Annotated in this window: 20 protein-coding genes; 1 reads left to right on the top strand and 19 read right to left on the bottom strand. The window is 57.3% G+C overall.

Going from position 1 to position 18,642, the window contains the following annotated elements; all coding sequences use genetic code 11:
- Window positions 1-20: 20 nt before the first annotated feature.
- From trmFO to ABIK48_05350, 11 genes are read right to left on the bottom strand one after another with little or no spacing between them, the layout of a single operon-like run.
- Window positions 21-1,307, bottom strand: coding sequence for a methylenetetrahydrofolate--tRNA-(uracil(54)-C(5))-methyltransferase (FADH(2)-oxidizing) TrmFO (gene trmFO, locus ABIK48_05400; protein MEO0021592.1), 1,287 nt, complete (start codon window positions 1,305-1,307; stop codon window positions 21-23).
- Window positions 1,307-2,878: a DUF4139 domain-containing protein gene (locus ABIK48_05395; GenBank protein ID MEO0021591.1), complete on the bottom strand. Its 1,572-nt coding sequence runs from the start codon at window positions 2,876-2,878 to the stop codon at window positions 1,307-1,309. The genes trmFO and ABIK48_05395 overlap by 1 nt, the downstream gene beginning before the upstream one ends.
- Window positions 2,879-2,890: 12 nt before the next feature.
- A complete protein-coding gene (mnmA, locus tag ABIK48_05390; GenBank protein ID MEO0021590.1) occupies window positions 2,891-3,946 on the bottom strand; it encodes a tRNA 2-thiouridine(34) synthase MnmA in 1,056 nt (351 codons plus the stop codon).
- 15 nt (window positions 3,947-3,961) lie between these two features.
- A complete protein-coding gene (locus tag ABIK48_05385) occupies window positions 3,962-4,255 on the bottom strand; it encodes a zf-HC2 domain-containing protein (GenBank protein MEO0021589.1) in 294 nt (97 codons plus the stop codon).
- Between the two features lie 29 nt (window positions 4,256-4,284).
- The gene (locus ABIK48_05380) at window positions 4,285-4,890 is read right to left on the bottom strand and encodes a sigma-70 family RNA polymerase sigma factor (protein ID MEO0021588.1); all 606 of its coding nucleotides are present in this window, start codon (window positions 4,888-4,890) and stop codon (window positions 4,285-4,287) included.
- A gap of 50 nt (window positions 4,891-4,940) precedes the next feature.
- A complete protein-coding gene (locus ABIK48_05375; protein MEO0021587.1) occupies window positions 4,941-5,816 on the bottom strand; it encodes a hypothetical protein in 876 nt (291 codons plus the stop codon).
- Window positions 5,797-6,297: a SoxR reducing system RseC family protein gene (locus ABIK48_05370; protein ID MEO0021586.1), complete on the bottom strand. Its 501-nt coding sequence runs from the start codon at window positions 6,295-6,297 to the stop codon at window positions 5,797-5,799. Before ABIK48_05370 ends, ABIK48_05375 begins: the two co-directional genes overlap by 20 nt.
- Window positions 6,297-6,863, bottom strand: a complete 567-nt coding sequence (locus ABIK48_05365) for a DUF4203 domain-containing protein (protein MEO0021585.1) — start codon at window positions 6,861-6,863, stop codon at window positions 6,297-6,299. Before ABIK48_05365 ends, ABIK48_05370 begins: the two co-directional genes overlap by 1 nt.
- 40 nt (window positions 6,864-6,903) lie before the next feature.
- On the bottom strand, window positions 6,904-7,533 hold the full coding sequence (locus ABIK48_05360) for a transaldolase family protein (GenBank protein MEO0021584.1): 630 nt from the start codon (window positions 7,531-7,533) through the stop codon (window positions 6,904-6,906).
- Window positions 7,530-8,453 carry a ribokinase gene (locus ABIK48_05355; GenBank protein ID MEO0021583.1) on the bottom strand — a complete coding sequence of 308 codons (924 nt, stop codon included), beginning with the start codon at window positions 8,451-8,453 and terminating at the stop codon, window positions 7,530-7,532. Before ABIK48_05355 ends, ABIK48_05360 begins: the two co-directional genes overlap by 4 nt.
- A 48-nt stretch (window positions 8,454-8,501) precedes the next feature.
- Window positions 8,502-9,497: a hypothetical protein gene (locus ABIK48_05350; GenBank protein ID MEO0021582.1), complete on the bottom strand. Its 996-nt coding sequence runs from the start codon at window positions 9,495-9,497 to the stop codon at window positions 8,502-8,504.
- Between the two features lie 240 nt (window positions 9,498-9,737).
- Between ABIK48_05350 and ABIK48_05345 the strand changes: the two genes are divergently transcribed.
- Window positions 9,738-10,223, top strand: a complete 486-nt coding sequence (locus tag ABIK48_05345) for a hypothetical protein (GenBank protein ID MEO0021581.1) — start codon at window positions 9,738-9,740, stop codon at window positions 10,221-10,223.
- A 349-nt stretch (window positions 10,224-10,572) separates the two neighbouring features.
- Here the strand turns inward: ABIK48_05345 and ABIK48_05340 are convergent, their stop codons facing one another.
- Genes ABIK48_05340 through ABIK48_05305 form a run of 8 tightly spaced genes read right to left on the bottom strand, consistent with a single transcriptional unit; the run spans window position 10,573 to window position 18,629 of the window.
- Window positions 10,573-11,298 carry a tetratricopeptide repeat protein gene (locus ABIK48_05340; protein MEO0021580.1) on the bottom strand — a complete coding sequence of 242 codons (726 nt, stop codon included), beginning with the start codon at window positions 11,296-11,298 and terminating at the stop codon, window positions 10,573-10,575.
- On the bottom strand, window positions 11,295-13,115 hold the full coding sequence (locus ABIK48_05335; protein ID MEO0021579.1) for a BatD family protein: 1,821 nt from the start codon (window positions 13,113-13,115) through the stop codon (window positions 11,295-11,297). The genes ABIK48_05340 and ABIK48_05335 overlap by 4 nt, the downstream gene beginning before the upstream one ends.
- A gap of 2 nt (window positions 13,116-13,117) precedes the next feature.
- Window positions 13,118-13,783, bottom strand: coding sequence for a tetratricopeptide repeat protein (locus ABIK48_05330; protein MEO0021578.1), 666 nt, complete (start codon window positions 13,781-13,783; stop codon window positions 13,118-13,120).
- Window positions 13,780-14,781: a VWA domain-containing protein gene (locus ABIK48_05325; protein MEO0021577.1), complete on the bottom strand. Its 1,002-nt coding sequence runs from the start codon at window positions 14,779-14,781 to the stop codon at window positions 13,780-13,782. Before ABIK48_05325 ends, ABIK48_05330 begins: the two co-directional genes overlap by 4 nt.
- Window positions 14,778-15,758, bottom strand: coding sequence for a VWA domain-containing protein (locus tag ABIK48_05320; protein ID MEO0021576.1), 981 nt, complete (start codon window positions 15,756-15,758; stop codon window positions 14,778-14,780). The genes ABIK48_05325 and ABIK48_05320 overlap by 4 nt, the downstream gene beginning before the upstream one ends.
- Complete coding sequence (locus ABIK48_05315) at window positions 15,755-16,705, bottom strand: hypothetical protein (GenBank protein MEO0021575.1); 951 nt, start codon at window positions 16,703-16,705, stop codon at window positions 15,755-15,757. The genes ABIK48_05320 and ABIK48_05315 overlap by 4 nt, the downstream gene beginning before the upstream one ends.
- On the bottom strand, window positions 16,705-17,607 hold the full coding sequence (locus ABIK48_05310) for a DUF58 domain-containing protein (protein ID MEO0021574.1): 903 nt from the start codon (window positions 17,605-17,607) through the stop codon (window positions 16,705-16,707). The genes ABIK48_05315 and ABIK48_05310 overlap by 1 nt, the downstream gene beginning before the upstream one ends.
- A 32-nt stretch (window positions 17,608-17,639) precedes the next feature.
- A complete protein-coding gene (locus ABIK48_05305) occupies window positions 17,640-18,629 on the bottom strand; it encodes a MoxR family ATPase (GenBank protein MEO0021573.1) in 990 nt (329 codons plus the stop codon).
- Window positions 18,630-18,642 lie beyond the last annotated feature (13 nt).

Raw genomic sequence — 18,642 nt, 5'->3', positions numbered from 1 at the left:
CGACAAACCCGTACCCCAGACTAACTTTCTTTATGTATCTCCTGAATCAGCTTCAGAGAACGGTGTGCCAGCATCATTTTTTTCCTCATGCCACGAACCGGCTGGTTCAAACCGGGCAGCAGTCCGAAATTGGCATTCATCGGCTGAAAATCGGAGTTGGGGCTGGTAATATACTTGAGCAGCGCACCCAGCATTGTCATTTCCGGCAGAGTAAGCGGAGTTTTGCCCGTAACCACTCGGACAGCGTTGATGCCGGCAACCAGACCGGTGCCGATCGACTCCACATAACCCTCAACCCCGGCAAGCTGACCGGCGATGAAAAGGTCCTGCCTGATTTTCGTCTGCAATGCCGGCAAAAGTATTTCCGGGCTGTTGAGAAATGTGTTGCGGTGAATGCTGCCGTAACGCAGAAACTCCGCCCGCTCCAGCCCGGGAATCATCCGGAAGACCCGCTCCTGCTCCGGTCTTTTCAACCGGGTCTGAAACCCGACCAGATTAAACATTGTCCCCGCCTGGTTCTCACGCCGCAGCTGAACTACCGCAAAGGGCTGTCGGCCGGTGCGGGGGTCAACCAGACCGACCGGCTTCATCGGTCCGAATGCCAGTGCCAGCCGGTCGCGCCGCGCCAGCTCCTCCACCGGCAGACAGCCCTCAAAAAACTGAATGTTTTCAAATTCGTGTCCGGGGTAAACCTCAGCTCCTGCCAGTTCCTGCACAAACCGGTTGTACTCCTCTTCACTCAACGGACAGTTCAGGTAATCATCTCCCCTGCCATAGCGTGAGGCACGGAAGATCCTCTCCATATTCAGAGAATCAGCAGCGACAATCGGTGCAATCGCATCATAGAAGTAAAGCCGGTGGTCACCGAAGATGCTTATCAGAGCCTGCGTCAACCCATCAGAGGTCAGCGGACCGGTGGCGACGATCGTCAACCCTGCCGGAATTCGTGTGATCTCCTCCCGGATCAGCTCCACTCCGAGTTTCTGGAGCTCAACTGCCACCTCCTGAGAGAAGAGTTTCCGATCCACCACCAGCGCCTTACCGCCCGGCACCCGGGCACGCTCCGCACACTCCAGGAGAACCGAACCTAAAATTTTCAGCTCCGCCTTCAGCAGTCCATGGGCATTGGTCGGCTCCTCCGATTTCAGAGAGTTAGAACAGACCAGTTCGGCCACATCTCCGGTCTGATGAGCCGGGGTCATCTTAACCGGTCGCATCTCATACAGCCGAACCCGGACTCCGCGGCGCGCACATTGCAGTGCCGCCTCACAGCCGGCAAGCCCGGCACCGATGATGGTTATCACCATCAGAACAGCCCGCTTACCCGCCGGCCTGCCGGATATTCAACCTGATATTCAAGGTTGATCTCAAACCGCTCTCCGCTCCTGATCTCCGGCTCAAAGACATAAAAACCCCGGCTCTCATCCTGCCCGGAATACCGGGGCTCAATTTTTGTCACTATAACCTTTATTTCCCGCTGCTGGGAAACCGGTACCTGTTCAATAATCCTGATTTTCACTGGTTTCGGGTGATAATTTTCCACCACGGTCCGGTAGACAAACTGCACCCGCTCAGTTTTACCGCCCAGGCCGACCCGGGACTTGAATGTCTTTACCAGCTCCCGCCGGACCTTCACCCGCTCATCAACGCCGAAACCGAGCACCACCGACTCCTGTGGCGCCACCGCCGGCATCTGGATTGAACCGGTAAATTCATCACCAACATAGGTGTTCCCCTCTCCGGCAAGCAGGACAAAATCGGTGGAGTTCAGCACCCTGCCGGTAAGAAATACCTGCTCTCTTATCCGCGGCAGGGTGTAGTATGCAAACTCTGCGGGCAGTGAAATCTGAGTCAGGCTCAACTTTCTTGCCTCCTCGCCCGATTTCAGACTTACCTTTCCCGGGATCACATACCGCAGTGAAATTCCGGTTTCAACCGGTATAACTTCAGGAGGTGCTCCTGCTCTCAATTCAGTCTCAGCATCATAATATGCCGCCGCTTCTGCCTGAGCACCCGGTGCCGGCAGTGCCTTTGCCCGGAAGGTTTCCTCAATCAAATAGAGACTCCAGGGTTCAGGCTCGGGCGGAGTAATTGCTGCCGATGGTGCCGCAGTGGAAAGTATCACCTTGACATCCTCCCAATCCTCGCCGGTGCGCTGACTGAGCCGGGCGTAATAACTCATACTAACCATGCCCTTTCCCGGGTCGGCGCGAAGTTCATAATACGGACGCCATTCTGCCGCCCGGGGCAGAACATAGGAGAAGGTTATCCGGTAAGAACCCGGTTCACCCTCAACCGTAAATCGCAGCTCCTTGCGGTTTTCAACCAGCGCGCGGGCTGAATTGAGCTCCTGCCTTGCCGCCTCCAGCCGCTTTTGGACCGCTTCCTGCTCCCGTTTCAGGCTCAGTTGCCGGGTTTTGATCCGGGTCAGTTCATCAGCCAGAAAACCCAACGCCCCGCGCCAGGATTCCGGCGCCACCCGCCCCTGCTGGAGTTCCTTGGAGATAATTTCCGGTGCACCCAGCTTCACCGAATTCAGGAACTCCTCCTTTGCCTTGAGCACCGCTCCTTCATCCTCCATCATCTTCAAACTGTCCTCCAGTGACCGAACCCTCTGTTCCAGACGGCGAACATCGGGTGTCGGCTCGGCCAGATATCCCTTTTTAATCTGAACCTCACCGATCCGCAATCCTGGTGCCCGGACCCGGACCGAATTATCCACCAGACCGCCTGGCAAACCGGCAAATACCAGCTCACCGGTACCGCCGAGCTCAACCTGAGCACTGCGGAATACAACCACTTGGTTCGGATAGACAACCACGGTATCAATCCGGGATGAAACGGTCATCCCCAAGAACAGGGAAATTAATAGTGCCATAAAACCTCCTGGTCAGGGCTTACTCTGTTCAATTGTACCGCCGCCCAGCACCTCATCTCCATCCCAGAAAACAACCGCCTGTCCGGGGGTCGGTGCCCATTGCGGCTGGTCAAATTTTACATAAACCCGGTCTCCGGGTAAAGGCTCAACCAGCGCAGAACCTCCAGCACCCTGATACCGCACCTTCGCCCAGACCCGCACCGTTCCGACCGGTGGCCTGCCGGCAACCCAGTGAACATTCTCTGACCAGACCCGGGTCTGGTAAACCTCTGCCTCGCCACCGAGATAAATCGCATGCTGCCGGGCATCAATTTTCACCACATACCGGCGGTCACCAAACGCCATTCTCAACCCCTTACGCTGACCGATGGTGAAATTCACAATCCCTTTGTGCTCGCCCAGCAGTCTGCCTGCAGTATCATAGACCGGACCCGGCTGGAAAAGTTCCGGCTGTCTTTTTCTCAGAAAGCCCGCATAATCGTTGTCCGGGATAAAGCAGATTTCCTGACTCTCCTTTTGCTCCGCATTGGGCAGACCCAGCTCCCGCGCCCGCTGCCGCACCTCCTGCTTCTCATACTCTCCCAGTGGCAGCAGCAGACCTGCCAGCTGCTCCTGATTCAAAGTATAAAGGAAATAGGACTGGTCTTTGCTGTGATCAGCTCCTTTCCGGAGATGAAAAACCCCGTTTTCATCCCTGTTGATTCGGGCATAGTGACCTGTAGCAATCAAACCGGCACCCAGCTGGGCTGCCCGGTGGCGGAGAATGTCAAACTTGATCCGCCGGTTACACTCAATACAGGGGTTGGGCGTTCTGCCTCTTCCGTACTCGGCAATGAAGGGCTCGACCACCATCCGCTGAAATTCGGCTTTCAGATTCAACACATAGAAGGGAATATTCAATGCTGCCGCTACCCGCCGGGCATTGAGTGCACCCGCACTGCCGCAACACAGGGAATCACACTCTGCCAGGAGCAGGTGAATCCCGATCACCTCATATCCCTGTGCCTTCAAAAGTGCAGCGGCAACCGCGGAATCAACACCTCCAGAAAGTGCAGCTACCACCCGCATTGATAAGCTGGCCCGTTACTCTGATTTCCCCGGTTTACTGGACTTAAGCATCTCCCGCAGACGCTGCCACAGCTGCCGGTGGGCGGTTTCGGGGACCTCCGGTCCGGTCTCGAGATGACAGTAATGAACGGTCCTCTTCAAGCTCCGCACCATGCGGGCACACCGATAGCAGGTCTGGATGTGAATCAGCAGCCGCTGGCGCTGCTCATCCTCAAGCTCACCGTCGACAAACAGGAGCGCCAGCGTCTCAAGTTCGGCACAATCACAACCCTGTTCAATCGTGGTTTTGTCTCGCTTTTTTCTACCCATAACACTCCCTTTCCTCTGCCCCCATGACTTCAGATATATCCCGCCAGTTTTTCCCGAAGTGCCAGACGCGCCCGGTGCAACCTGGACTTCACCGCCGGCACCGATAGCTTGAGAATCCGGCTCACCTCCTCATTGCTCAGACCCTGCAGATCCCGCAGCACCACCACTTTACGGTATTCCTCGGGTAACTCCCGAACCGCCTGATCCAGTTTCTCGCGCAGCCGTTTCTGCGCAAATGCCTCCTCAGGGGTCTTGGCGGTATCCGGCAGGTCAAATTTCAGATCATCGGTATCCGGGACCGGTGCGTCCAGTGATACGACCTCGACATTCTTGCGCCGGCGCAACCGGGTCAGGCTCACATTGGTCGCAATCCGGTAAAGCCAGGTGTAAAATGAGGACTTGAACTGAAACTTGGACATAAACCGGTAGGCACGCAGAAAGGTGTCCTGCAGCGCCTCAGTGGCATCCTGCTCATTACCCAGCAGCCGGTAGGTGATGTTGTAAACCTTGCGCTCATAGCGCCGCACCAGCTCCTCAAATGCCTCCATATTGCCCTGCTGAACCCGCCGCACCAGCTCCTCATCAGAAACCGGCAACCCCGGAACCGCAACCTGAAGACCCTTACTCTCCGGCATCATTATAAGGATATTGACATTTTCAAAACTGTCAACCGCTGGATTGCCTTTTAATTCTCCTTCGGCGGCATAATCCGCTGTCCGCGCCACCTGCCCGGCGAATTGTCAAACACCTGCACAATGTGATAGATGACACCGATCGATTTCCGCGGCGACTCACCGTGAAAGTAGTCATGGACCAGATTGATGTACTCCACCACCTGTCTTTCATACTCACTCAGCTGCGGATCATCCGGATGCAGCATCTGGGCGATTGCCCGCAGTTCATAGGACTTCGGCAGATCCAGAAACACAATCGCCACACCGGGGTCGCTCATCTGATTAAGGAAGGTATGGGTTTCAAAATTGGGCTGGGAATAAAGTTCCAGTGAGGTCTGTTTCGTCAGGTCAAAAATCTCCTGCCCGTGCTGATACAGACTTTCCAGCACCGCCAGCTTCCGCTCAGTGGAATCGTTCCAGGTTTTCTTCAGCAACTGAATCAGCTCCGCCAGCTTCTCCTGCTTCGGCAGCCAGCCCATTCCCTTGACCGCATTATTGATCGTAAAATACGAATCCTGCCGCTTCATGCCGTGGCTGGCGACAATTCCGTTGTGCGGACCGGCAATCTCGGGCATACTCATACTGCGGTTTTTCATCATCTCCCGGATCTCTCCCAGCTGGGCAAGCCGGCGGTCAAAATTCCATTTGAGAAAATCGGCCGGAAGCTCCACCACCCGGAACTCCTGCCAGCGACCCTCAACCTTCGCCCGGATGAGCCCCTGGTTCAGTTTTGAAACATCAACATTGTCCTGATGAAACCAGCCTTTCCAGACACCCTTTTTCCCCGTGGAATCTCCCGGATCAGGGACAAACCGGACATCCTGCCAGAAGTTTGCGGTCCCGTGTTCCGGATTCTTGAACTCCGGCTTATTCTGATCTGCACCCATGGTCAATCCCGTTATTGTTATGAATAATAGCATTGCTCTCGTCATCCTGTCCTCCTTGTTTTGATTCTGCTATTCTGCTGACAATCACCGGCAGCTTTGCTCTCCGGTGCCGGTCAAGCAGGATTAAAATCCCCCCGCCTGCCAGCAATCCGGCACCGGCGAATATCACCGCCAGCCATTCACTTCCCAATAACGAACCCAGCACAACTCCCGTAACCATCAGAATCGCCGGCAGACCGAAAATCAAGAGCGCTGAACCAAGACTTTCCCCCTGCCGGCGCCTGAGCACCACCAGTTCACCGCTCCGGGCACCTGCCAGATTCCGGGCGAGCACTACCCGTTCCCGCTTCCCGGTCCAGTTGCAGATTCCGGCAGCCCCGCAGTGTTCACAGCCACCGGTTGGTACTACTGCCACCTCTGCCCGATCACCCTCTACCTTCAGCACTCTGCCCGTCTCCTGAAAATCACTGTCATCCGCCATCAACCGGACTTCTCCTTCTTTTTACCGGTCTTCAGCAACTGGACCAGAAACCCGAGCCCGCCCAGGCCCAGCCACAGGATCGCCAGAAGCGGCATCTCCAGACCTTGACCGAGCCGGATCCGGGTTTTACCGAAAAGACTGAAAACCCCGGCAACCATTCCCCAGGCACCCACAAAAGCGGTCAACAGCGACAGAACCGGCCGCTGAATCAGCAGCGCCAGAATCCCCCCGGTGAGCGCTCCGACAAGCACGATCAGCAGCTGGTGCCAGCCCGTTGTCCCGGAGATTATCAGCGTCAACAGTATCCCGGCAACCGCACCCAGCAGAAATACGCTCACCTTGAACAGCCACACTGTGAGCAGCGCACCCAGAACCCCGAGCCCGATGCCGGCAAGCACAACCAGCCACTTGACCGCGCCGATTCTTATTCCCAGCAGCCAGCCGAGATAAACCCCCAGCCCGAAACCGAACACGACGAGCGTGAACTTCAGCAGCCGGTAACCGAAAAAGGTAACAACCAGTCCCAGAAGAAAGATCACAATTCCCGGGAACCACTGAATGCTCATACTTCAGTATAACTCCGGAACTCCTCTGGTCAAACCGGTTTCAGCGCCGATATTTTTCAAAATCGGCGATCGCCGCATCGGAAAACTGATGATTTCCCAGACCAGCAATCACCTCAAGCGGCAGGGTCAGATGATGAGCACCGGCTAAATAGGCTGCTCCTGCCTCCTCGGGTGTCTTGATGCTTGCCGCCACAATCTCCACCGGCCGGCCGCTCGCCCGCACCACCTCAAGCATCTCCCTTACCAGCTTCAGCCCATCCCCCAGCAGCCTGGTTGCCCGGTTGACATAGGGAATAACATAGCTGCAGCCCGCCTCAATCGCCAAAAGCGTCTGATAGCCACTGAAAACCGCAGTAGCCGCACAGGGAATCTCCGGCGTCAGTCTGGTAACCAGCGCCATATTCTCAGTGGTCATCGGCACCTTGAGCACGATCTTGTCCGGTGCCAGCTGATAAAACTCATGCGCCTCCTGCTCCCGTTCCTCTCTGGTTCTGCCGGTCAGCTGATAAAAAACCGGGCCCGGAACCAGCCGGCAGATCTCCGCAATCACCGCCTTCGGCTCCTGATTTACCTTTGCTAAAAGTGCAGGATTGGTGGTACAGCCCCGGACAAAACCCAGACCTACCGCCTGCTCCACCTCACTGCTCACCGCACTGTCAATGAAAATCATCTGTACTCCTGACTCTTTAAAAACCTTTCCACATCATCCCGTCTGGGCATTGACGGCTCCGCGCCAAGCACGGTGCAGGCAAGCGCTCCACAGGCGTTGGCAAACCGCACCGCCTGCTCAATTCCCTTCCCCTCGGCAAGACTCACCGCCAGTCCGGCACGGAAGGCATCACCCGCCCCGGTGGAATCAACCGGCTGCACCGGAAACGCCGGAAAGTGGCGCCGTCCCTGCTGATCAAAAACCAGTGCACCCTCTGCTCCGAGGGAAATGATCACCCCGCTCCTGCCAGCCTTGACTTCCGCTTCAGCCCAGACCTCAGCCGGCTGTGTCCGCGCCAGCGCCGCCGCCTCAATCTCATTGGGCACAATATAATCCACCTCCTCGTTGATCAGCACCCCGGCGTTGTGAATCGGCGCCGGATCGAGAAGCACAAGCGCACCCGAGGCTTTTGCAATCTGCGCCGCCCGCCGGGAAACCGGATAGGGAATCTCAAACTGCAGCATCAGCACATCTGCGGACTCAATCTCCTCCCGCGCCGCCTCCACCTGGCGCAGGTCAATCCGCATATTCGCTCTGCCAATCCCGATGATCGCATTCTGACCCGAGTCATCAATAATCGGACAGGCAACACCGGTCCCAGCCTCCTTATCCTGCAGAATGAAATCAGCTTTCATCCCCTCTTCCGTCAGTTTCTGGAAAAACAGTTCAGCAAAATAGTCCTTTCCCACCCTGCCCACCATCGTAACCTCCGCACCCAGCCGGTGACAGGCGAGCGCCTGATTAAACCCCTTGCCCCCCAGAAACAGTCCGAACTCCTTTCCGGGCATTGACTCGCCCGGCCTGGGCAGGCGCTCCACCCGGAACACCAGATCCGTCATCAGTGAGCCGACAACGCAGATCTTCGGTTTTGCCGACTTCATGGAATGAAAATTCTAACCGCCAAATTCCCGACCGTCAAAATCTGCGGTTCAACCACCCAGATTCTGAAAGTAGAATATAAAGAAAACCACCGCCCAGATGCACACCCCGACCATCAGCAGCACCGCAATCAGACCCAGCAGACCGACGAGCACCCGCACCACACCACCCGCCCGGATGTACATGATCCGGGAAAGCACCGGCTCCGGCTCCTCAGGAGCAAACCCCGCACCCTGCTTGACCGCAGTTACCACCTCATCCGCCCGGCCCAGGATGGTAACTGGTTGCTCAATAACCGGCTGCACCGCGCCACACTTCGGGCAGTCGGGAAACCGTTCCCGAAACACACCCTCGAACGCCCAGCCGGAAATAAGCACCTTACCCTCATCTATCACCTCAAGAAAAAAGGGCTCGGGCAGTTCAATCCGGACCGGTACCAGCTCCTCCCGGCAGCGCACACACCGCCACTCCCGCCGGATTCGCACCTCATCACCTGCCGCCTCCTTTACCTCTTCAGAAAGCACCGCCTCAGGAAAAAGAAAAACCAGCTGTCTTGCCCCGCTGCTGTCCGTCCCCAGCCCGATTGTCAGCCAGACCTGTGCCAGAACCGGCTCATCACTCCTGATCTGCCGGGTCCGGCGCCTTTTCTCCTCACCACTCAGAAGCTCCCTTCTGCGCCTGACCCGGCGTGCCACATCCTGCTCATATTTTCTTCTCGTCTCCTGATAAAGCCGGCGCTGGTCCAGGATCTGCTTCAGCTCACCCTCCTGCTCCCGGTTTTTCGGCTCCAGCCATTCCCAGAAAAGTCTGATACTGTGCAGCGCACCCCGGTCAAAAAAAAGCACCACGGGCCAGGCAAAAAAATAGAGCGGGACCCGGACCGCAGTAAAGGCTAAATCCAGAAGCAGCTCATCCGGATTGTGAAACTCACCCCAGACAAAAAACAGACTGAGATGATACAACACGGTGATGAAAAAGCCGATGACAAACCAGGCATACATGATCGGCAGGACAAACCGGACCAGCTGCACTGCAGCTTCATTCATCTCTTTCTCCCTTCCGGACAAACCCGTTTCCGCTCCACCATATTAATCCGGAACCTGAACAAGTCAAAACCCGGACACCGCAACCCCTTCCCGCACCGCACTCACCACCCTTAACCCCACGGTCAGGGGAACTGCCCGGGGTATATGGTTTCAAGGGGTGCAATTGCGCAGGTCTATGAAAATTTTAAACTTATAAAATCGGATAAATCTGCCATATCTGTTGCCAGCTGCAGCTCCCTGGTGCTCTTCGCCACGGAAGAAGAAAGTCTGTATATGGTCGATATTGCCAATCCCAACCAGCCACAGGTAGTGGGCGTGTTGCGCACGAGGGGAGTTGCTTTGGCGATCGCGGCCCAGGAGAGCTTCGCTTATATCGGCACCGATGACGGTGTTCTTCAGATTATCAGTATCGCCGATCCTGCCAACCCGCAGCCGGTCGGCTTATGTGAACTACCGGACTGGGGCTATTCGCTTACAGTCCGGGAGGGGTATGCCTGTATTGCAGCAGGCGAATTCGGACTTGCAATAATTGACATCTCCAACCCCCAGAAACCGGAAATGGTCAGCCACCTGCCGACGCCAAACTGGGCGGTTGGAGTAACCCTGGCTGGCAATTATGCCTATCTGACTGATGCAGACTGGCTGATGCTGGATGTTATTGATATCTCCAGCCCTGAATATCCACAGGAGGCGGGCTGGTATGATTATGAGATGGAAACGACCTAGGGCGAACCTACCGCCTTCACAGTTGCCACGAGCAACGGCTGTGCCCTGCTTGCTGCGGGTGAACAGGGTCTGCGTATCGTTCAGTTCTACGGCGGTCCCGGGGTTGAAGAACAGACCGCGCTGTCGCCGGGCCGTCAGATTGCACCCGGCGTAACCATCACCCGCAATCTGCTCTATCTCCGCTCCACCGGACCGGCATCACTCCTTGACATCACCGGCAGGAAGGTGATGGAACTCCTGCCCGGGGTAAACAGCATCCGGGAATTGGTACCCGGTATCTATTTTGTCTGGCAGGAATCAGCTGCGAACAGAGCCGGTAAAATTGTAATTACCAGATAGCTTTTACCGCCTACTGAAATACCCGCTCCAGCGCCGAACGCTCAATCCAGCCGCCGAGTCCACCCGGAATCTGAACCAGCACCCACTCAGGTCTGTGCTCAACAATCCTCACCTCCAGCCCGTCATGGACCGCTGCAATCTCCCGGTATTCACCACCCGGACCGGCACGGAGGACCGCCTCCGGCACCACCACGACCGCCAGATTGCGGTCGGTTGCCCCGCGCCAGTACAGCACCGAGCCCAGACCGAAAAGAAACAGCACCGTCAGCACCAGCCCGATAATCAGGAGTGCGGACCGGTGCCAGAGAAAATAGCCGGCAAGAAAGAGTGCACTCAGAAAGAAACTGAATGCGGTAAGAATTCTGGTAATCGGCGGGTTGAACAGGGTAAAAATGGTCCGGAACAACCGTGACCATACTCCTTCCGGAGCGGGATTTTTGTCCACCCGGAACTGCCGGGCAAAGTTGAGGTTATAGTTGATATCCGGATCCCGGGGCGCCATACGCCAGGCACGGAGATAGTCGGCGACCGCCAGTCCGATCCGGTTTGCCCGGAAATGGGCATTACCGCGGTTATAGTAAACCGTTGGCGACTGAACGCCCAGCAGCGTTGAGTCGTAAAGCCGGATCGCCTCATCATAACTGCCTGCCTCATAAGCCGCGTTTGCCCGCAAAAAACAGTCTGAAACCCACCCCGGCTGGGCCAGGAGAATAAGAATGAAAACCAGACTGCTCATCTGCCACCTGCCACTGAAAATCTGCCCAGCAGTTTTTCCGCCTGACTCAGCAGTGCAGCCGGGTCACACGCCACCGCCCCGGGTGAAAACCGGGCGATCTCACACCGATTAATCAGCTCAAGAATTTCTTTTACCAGCTCCGGATCAACCCCCAACCGGTTCATCTCGGCCTGGAGCTCAGCGCCGGTGAGCGCACCGGCTTCGATATTGGTCCGGTCACCGATGAAACCCAGCACCGCCTGACGGAGCAGACCGTAAAAATCGTCAAGCCGTTTTTCCCGCAGCGCCCGCTGTGCCAGCTTCAGCCGCTGCCGCGCCTGCCGGAACGCCCGGCTCTTGCGGGCATAACCGGTGTCCAGCTGAAGCCGGCGCTGGTGTCTTCCCAGAATCACCCCGCCAATCAGCAGCAGCAGCCCGAGCGGATAAAGAATGAACTCCAGCCCGGCAGCCCGTTCCCACCCTGCTGACCGGACCAGCCGGTCCCTGATGTGCCGGATATCCGAACCGATGACTCGCAGACCGGGGCTGGCGGTCTCCACCGGTCCCGATTTTGCCGGCACATCGGTGGCAACAAACTCCAGTGCCGGTGTCTTTTTAACATAGTAACTGCCGGTCCTGGGATCAAAAAAGCCCAGTTCAATCTCCGGAATCCGGTATCGGCCATCGGCGGTGGGCAGAACCGGATAAACAAACTTCCGGGAACCGGAAAGTCTGCCACCGGCATAACTGAAATTATCCTTGGTCTCCGGGGTCAGGATTTTCAAACCCGGCACCGAAGGCAGAACCGGTGCGGTAAGCAGTCCGAGATTACCAGTTCCATTGACCGTAATCGTCAGCGTTACCGGTTCACCGCCGGTTGAACGGTCGGTGCTAAGACTGGCACTGACCTCAAACGAACCGACCCCGCCCGTAAACGAAGCGGGTTTGCCCGATTCCGGGAGGGGCTTGACGGTAATCTTCAACTGCTCGGATGCGACACTGAACGGTCTTGCCCGGCCAAAGAAAAAACCGCCGGTAACCATCTGACCCTCAAGCTTCATTGGACCGACCCGCAGTTCTCCGGACTGGGTTGGGAACAGTGCGGTCTTTCTCAGCACTGCTGCATAATAGGCTCTGCCCCGGACCGTCCGCTGTTCGTATCTCAATTCCTGTGCCTGATAGATGTCATCCGCCCAGAAGCCGGTCAGGGTTGGTGTCTCCTTGAGATTCAGGCGGGCAAGCTCACCGGTGGTGTAGAGTGTCCAGGTGACCGTTACCTGCTCCCCCTGATAAACCGAGGTCCGGTCCGCTGCGGCAGCAAGGAAAACATCATCTCCGCCCGCCGGCTCCGGCTCGGGCTCCTCAAACAGGTCAAACGGACTGGGGGGAATCGGACGCTGGGGCTGGGTTCGGGTTTGAGCCCGGGTGGCAGACTTCACCACCGTAATTCTGATCGGCTCGGTAGTATATTCAGTATTATCATAGACCATCCGGCACGGTCCGATGGTCAACTCTCCCAGTTTTCTGGGCACGAGCGTATAGACAAAGCTGATTGCGGTCTGCTGCTGAACCCGGCCATTGATGATCGAAATGCTGGTGGACTGGGACTGGGAAACACCGAGATTGTCAAAATCCTTAAGCTCCGGCAGTTGCGGTCGCGGGACCCGGCTGATGTTTACCCCGGACACCGTCAGTGTCAGCTCAAAGGGCTCGCCCAGCCCGACCGTCGTCCGGTCAACACTGGCGCTGAAACTGATCTCTCCTGCCTGGATTAGACCGGCAAGCAGTATTAATGCCGACAGCGCAGTCAGCCGTCTTTTGAACTCAAAACCGCTCATTTCTACCAGTCCTTTTCCACCTGTCTCTGTCTCCTTGCCCGGCGCGCCTGTTTCTGCGCCTCCCTTTCCTTTTGTTGAACCGCCTGCAGGATCCGCTCCGCCTGCTCACGGTCGAGCTGACCGCCGGACCGGGCTTGAGGCTGAGATTGCGCTTTTTGATCTGTCTGGTTCTGAGCCGACTGCTGCGGTTTTTGTCTGTCCTGCCCGGACTTCTGCTGCTGGGCTGAATCGGGTTGCGGACTCTGCTGTTGCCGTTTCTTCAGACAAAACTCCAAATTCTCCTTAGCCTGACGGTCTCCTGGATTGGCAAGCAGTGCCTGCTTGTAGGCATTTATCGCCCCGTCCAGCTGTCCGGCGCGGTAAAGGACATTACCCAGATTGTAAAACGCCTGTGCCCGTGCCTTGGGGTTTCTACTGACCGTTGCCAGCGAAAGCTCGGAAACTGCCTCCGAATAGCGGTTAAGCCGGTAATAGGTGTTGCCCAGATTGTAATGAATTCCCAGGTTGTCCGGTTCCAGCACCTCCGCCTGCTGGTAAACTGCGAGCGCCTCCTCAAACTTCTGCCGGTGGTAAAGGCTGTTCCCCCTGCGCACCAGACTCCGGACATCGGCGGCGGTCAGCACCGATACCGGGAATATCAACAGCAAAAGTCCGAATCTCCGCTTCATAACCTTCTGAAATCAATTTTCCTTTCCGGCAGGACCAGGGCAAGAAAAAGCATAATCATTCCCGCCAGCAGAAAACCCTGATAGCGCTCCACATAACCGCGGAACTCACCTCCACCCAGCTCCTCCTTCTCCAGCCGGTCCAGCTCTGCCCGCAGCCGCTCCGGCGAAAACCCCTCAAGCCGGAAGAACCGGCCGCCGGTTGCCTGAGCAATAAGAATCAGCTTCCGCTCATCCATCCGGGAAATCACCACATTTCCGCCTGCATCCTTCTTGTAGGTCACTCCCGTTCCCTCTGACTCCGGAATCGGTGCCCCTTCAGGCGTGCTGATCGCCACAGGATAAATCCGGATACCCTGCTCCTTTGCCACCATCACCGCCTGTTCGGTAGTTCTGCCCAGGTCCTCGCCATCGGTGACGAGAACCAGCGCCCTGGTCGCAGCATTGGGATCAAACAGCTCCTGAGCAACCCCAATTGCCCTGCCGAAATCGGTGCCCGGCACCGGCATCAGCTCCGGGCTGATGATATCAAGAAACAGCTTCGCCGCCTCCAGGTCGGTGGTCAGGGGACAGAGGGCATGGGCATCGCCGGCAAAGGCGACGATCCCCACCGCGTTGCCCGCAAGCTCATCAATGAGCGCCGACAGCTCCGCCTTTGCCCGTGCCAGTCGGCTCGGCTTGACATCCTCAGCAAGCATCGACTTGGAGGCATCAAGTGCAATTACAACCGCAATCCCTCTGCCTTTGAACATCTGCAGCCGCTCACCCCAGCGCGGCCGGGCAAGGGCAACGGTCAGCAGGACGAGTGCCAGAAGAAAGAGGCCATAACGCGCCACCACCACCGGCAGGATGCGCTCGGTGTGCAGCCGCTGGATCAGCACCGGTTCCAGCACCAGCCGGAGCCGCCGCTCCTGCCGGTACCGGACAAGTAACCACAGCAACACCAGAACCACCGGTGCAGCCAGAAACCACAGATAACCCGGCAGCGCCCAGTTGATCACGCCAGCCTCCGGAAAATCAGCATGCTCCCCACCGCACCGGCAAGCAGACTTACCAGCGCCCATAACAGCGGCCTGTGTGCCAGCTCCTGATAAATCGTCCAGCGCCGGGTCTTGAAGGTACTCGGTTCCAGCCGGTCAATTTCGTCATAAATCTGCTTCAGCGCCTGCGGGTCGGTGGCAAGAAAGAACTTTCCGCCGGTAATCTCGGCGATCTTCTGCAAAGTCTCGGTATCCAGATCCACCTCCACCTGCACAAACCGGCGCCCGAAGATCGGGTCGTCAACCGGAAACGGCACCGGACCCTTGCTGCCCACGCCGATCGTGTAAACCTTGATGCCCAGTGCCGCTGCGGTCTGAGCTGCGGTCAGCGGGTCAATGTCGCCGGTATTGTTTACCCCGTCGGTCAGAAGGATTATCACCTTCTCCTTCGCCTTGGAATCCTTAAGCCGGGCAACGGCACTGGCAAGCCCCATGCCGATTGCCGTCCCATCCTCCAGCATTCCGAAATGCAGCCGGTCAATGATCTCGGTGACAATCCTGTGGTCAAGCGTGAGTGGACACTGAGTCAGGCTGGTCGCCGAAAAGACAACCAGCCCGATCCGGTCTCCCTGCCGCTTGTCGACAAACTCCTTTGCCCGCTCCTTGGCAACGGCAAGCCGGTCGCCCGGGGCAAAGTCCATTGCCTGCATCGAACCGGAGATATCCAGACAGAGCATGATGTCAATCCCGCGGGTCTCCAGCTCCTCAAACTGCCGGCCCTTCTGGGGGCGCGCAAGCGCAACCGTCCCGAAAACGAGCGCCAGCGAATAGAGAACAAGGGGAAGACGGCTAAGCGCCCGTTCCCAGGACGCCGGTTCCGGCACCAGCCCGATGTCACTGTAGCGCAGCGCCGGCCGCCGCCGCCTCAGTTCCCACCACCACAGCAGCGGCACCAGCAACAGCAGGGCAAAGTATCCCGGGCTGGCAAAATGCATCATTTTGCCTCCGCTGCCGGGCTCGCCGTTTCCGGAGCCGGCTTGGTCAGTTCCACCAGCTCCCGCGCCCGATTGACCACTGAAGCAGGCTCGGCGGGCAGATACTTGGCATACTTCACGAGATCTGCGTCCAGAAAGAAGGTGGCGAATCGCTCGCTGACCGCTACCTTCCGGCTCTTCAGTTCCCGCACAATTTCGGTGCTGGTCTGGTCAACCGCCGGAAATTCAAACCGGCGGGTGAGATAGCGCTTGACAATCTCCGAAACGGTATAATACAGCCGCTTGACCTGACCGGCACTCAGCCAATCATCAACCGGCAGGCTGGCAAGTGCCGCCAGCGCCTCCTCCCAGGGAGGAAGAGTTGGCGCCAGCGCCTGCTGCCGACACCGGTGCCGCTGCCACAACCGCCAGCCGAAGTAACCGGCAAGCCCGGCACCGGCAAGCCCCAGTGCAATCCACAGCGGTATCAGATTGGGGAAGGTAACCTGGGGCTTCAAATCATTGATGTCCTGCATCTGTTCTGAAATCAGACTCCGCACCGTTAGTGGAATGGACTCCGAAGCTGCCAGATAGCTCCGGTTCTGCTGCTGATAGCCGACCAGAAATGGCGCCAGCTTCCTTTCTCCAATCATAAAAACCGCCAGCGTCAGATCATAGACATCAACTGCCGTATCACCGCGGTACTGGATATGATGCTTTTGTTCCAGCACCACCACCTCATCCGGGTCTGCCGGCAGGGGCGGTGAGACCGCAATCGTGCGGGGATGATACACCCGCAGTCTCAGCCTGATATGATCACCAACCGTCAGCACCCGGGGCTTTCTTACCAGTTGCCACTCCACCCGCACCGGACCCTTTTCGACCAGTTGCGGACCTGCGGGTGCTGAGTCAGCAAACAGCGAATCCGACGGCATCTGAGCCAGAATCAGAAGCACCGCCACCAGCACCATCAGCGATATCTCCTCGCCCGCTCCTGAAAGAACCGGTGCAGCACCGGCGTAAACTCCTCGCCGGTCCTGAGCTGAATCCAGTCCACACCGAAGCGCTGAAACAGTCTTGCCATCGCCTCACGCCGCTTCTGAATCTGCGCGCTTACATACTGCCGGGTCCGAATGCTCGCCGTATTTACCAGCAGCTGTCTGCCGGTCTCAGCATCTTCAAACTCCACGAGCCCCAGCTGCGGCAGTTCCTCTTCAGCCCGGTCGTTGATGCTGATTGTAATCAGATCATGCCTCCGGCTTACCACCCCGAGCGGCTTTTCAATCCGCTCCGGACTGAACCCCGGACCGAGCAGATCCGAAATCAGAAAAACAATCGCCCGGCGCTTGAGGATATGCATGACAAAATTGAGTGCGGTTATTGGTTCAGTTCCGAGTCCGGTCGGCTCAAAATACAGTATATCCCGGACAAGCCGCAGGACATGAAACCTCCCCTTTGCCGGGGGCACAAAGCGCTCAATCCGGTCGGTGAAGAACACCAGTCCGACCTTGTCGTTGTTCCGGATGGCGGAAAAGGCAAGGGTGGCACCAACAAGTGCCGCCTGCTCCAGTTTGAACTGTCCCCGAGTCCCGAAACGGTTTGAACCTGAGGCATCAACCAGCAGCAGCACCAGCAGCTCCCGCTCCTCGGCAAACTGCTTGACAAACGGCCTGCCGAACCTTGCGGTCAGACTCCAGTCAATCGTGCGCACATCATCACCTGGCAGATATTCCCGGACATCGGCAAACTCCACACCCCGGCCCTTGAAACTGGAACGGTAATCACCGGCAAAGATGGTATTAACCAGTCGCTTGGTCCGGATCTCAACCTGCCGGATTCTGCTCAGCTCAACCCGCGCACCTGTCCGGTTCATCGCTCGCAGTACTCACAAATTAAGTCTTCTTTCTACGGGACCTCAACGCCTTCCAGCACCCGCCGGATGATATCATCAGCGGTCAGCTCCTCTGCCTCCGCCTCATAGGTCAGGATGATCCGGTGGCGCAGGACATCATAAGCCAGCTCCTTGATGTCCTCGGGAATGACAAAACCGCGCCGTTTGAGGAATGCCAGCGCCCGCGCTGCGGTCAGGAGATAGATTGACGCCCGGGGTGAAGCTCCATAACGGATCAATGATGCCAGATCAGCAAGGTTGTGCTCCTTCGGAAAACGGGTGGCAAAGACCAGATTCAGGATGTAATCCTTGATCTTCTCATCCACATAAATCTTGGTGCACAGCTCCCGGGCGCGGAGAATGGTCGGAAGATCAACCACCGGTGCGGTCTTCGGCTCTGCTCCCTTTGTCATCCGCTCAACAATCTGCTTTTCCTCCTCCTTTGTCGGGTAACCAACTTTCAGCTTCAGCAGAAACCGGTCCGCCTGAGCTTCGGGCAGGGGATAGGTTCCTTCCTGCTCAATCGGGTTCTGGGTTGCGAGCACGAGAAACGGCTCTTCAAGTTTGAAGGTCTGTTCGCCGATCGTTACCTGCCGTTCCTGCATCGCCTCGAGGAGTGCGCTCTGGACCTTCGGCGGTGCCCGGTTGATCTCATCTGCAAGCACAAAATTGGCAAACACCGGACCTTTGCGGGCGGTAAACTCGCCGGTGCGCTGATTGTAAATCTGGGTGCCGATGATATCGGCCGGCAGCAGGTCCGGTGTAAACTGAATCCGCTGAAACCGGGCGCTGATTGCGCCCGCCAGACTTTTGACCGCATAGGTCTTGGCAAGACCCGGCACACCCTCAATCAGGATATGCCCGTTTGCCAAGAGCCCGACCAAGAGCCTCTCTACGAGATACTTCTGACCGACGATCACCTTGCCGATTTCCGCGGTCAGCGTCTGGACAAACAGACTCTCCCGCTCGATCTCTTCGTGAATTCGTCTGATGTCGTCCTTCAATTCATCCATAGTC

This window comes from candidate division WOR-3 bacterium (assembly GCA_039801085.1).
Classification (GTDB): Bacteria; Hydrothermota; Tepidihabitantia; order Tepidihabitantales; family Tepidihabitantaceae; genus JAOABP01.
The sequence above is the reverse complement of the archived record's forward strand: the minus strand, read 5'-3'. Positions and strand labels throughout refer to the sequence as shown.

Bases quoted from the DNA above. Each gene is read 5' to 3' on its own strand.
- trmFO (MEO0021592.1), bottom strand. From the start codon at position 1,307: ATGGTGATAACCATCATCGGTGCCGGGCTTGCCGGCTGTGAGGCGGCA.
- ABIK48_05395 (MEO0021591.1), bottom strand. From the start codon at position 2,878: ATGGCACTATTAATTTCCCTGTTCTTGGGGATGACCGTTTCATCCCGG.
- mnmA (MEO0021590.1), bottom strand. From the start codon at position 3,946: ATGCGGGTGGTAGCTGCACTTTCTGGAGGTGTTGATTCCGCGGTTGCC.
- ABIK48_05385 (MEO0021589.1), bottom strand. From the start codon at position 4,255: ATGGGTAGAAAAAAGCGAGACAAAACCACGATTGAACAGGGTTGTGAT.
- ABIK48_05380 (MEO0021588.1), bottom strand. From the start codon at position 4,890: ATGCCGGAGAGTAAGGGTCTTCAGGTTGCGGTTCCGGGGTTGCCGGTT.
- ABIK48_05375 (MEO0021587.1), bottom strand. From the start codon at position 5,816: ATGGGTGCAGATCAGAATAAGCCGGAGTTCAAGAATCCGGAACACGGG.
- ABIK48_05370 (MEO0021586.1), bottom strand. From the start codon at position 6,297: ATGGCGGATGACAGTGATTTTCAGGAGACGGGCAGAGTGCTGAAGGTA.
- ABIK48_05365 (MEO0021585.1), bottom strand. From the start codon at position 6,863: ATGAGCATTCAGTGGTTCCCGGGAATTGTGATCTTTCTTCTGGGACTG.
- ABIK48_05360 (MEO0021584.1), bottom strand. From the start codon at position 7,533: ATGATTTTCATTGACAGTGCGGTGAGCAGTGAGGTGGAGCAGGCGGTA.
- ABIK48_05355 (MEO0021583.1), bottom strand. From the start codon at position 8,453: ATGAAGTCGGCAAAACCGAAGATCTGCGTTGTCGGCTCACTGATGACG.
- ABIK48_05350 (MEO0021582.1), bottom strand. From the start codon at position 9,497: ATGAATGAAGCTGCAGTGCAGCTGGTCCGGTTTGTCCTGCCGATCATG.
- ABIK48_05340 (MEO0021580.1), bottom strand. From the start codon at position 11,298: ATGAGCAGTCTGGTTTTCATTCTTATTCTCCTGGCCCAGCCGGGGTGG.
- ABIK48_05335 (MEO0021579.1), bottom strand. From the start codon at position 13,115: ATGAGCGGTTTTGAGTTCAAAAGACGGCTGACTGCGCTGTCGGCATTA.
- ABIK48_05330 (MEO0021578.1), bottom strand. From the start codon at position 13,783: ATGAAGCGGAGATTCGGACTTTTGCTGTTGATATTCCCGGTATCGGTG.
- ABIK48_05320 (MEO0021576.1), bottom strand. From the start codon at position 15,758: ATGATGCATTTTGCCAGCCCGGGATACTTTGCCCTGCTGTTGCTGGTG.
- ABIK48_05315 (MEO0021575.1), bottom strand. From the start codon at position 16,705: ATGGTGCTGGTGGCGGTGCTTCTGATTCTGGCTCAGATGCCGTCGGAT.
- ABIK48_05310 (MEO0021574.1), bottom strand. From the start codon at position 17,607: ATGAACCGGACAGGTGCGCGGGTTGAGCTGAGCAGAATCCGGCAGGTT.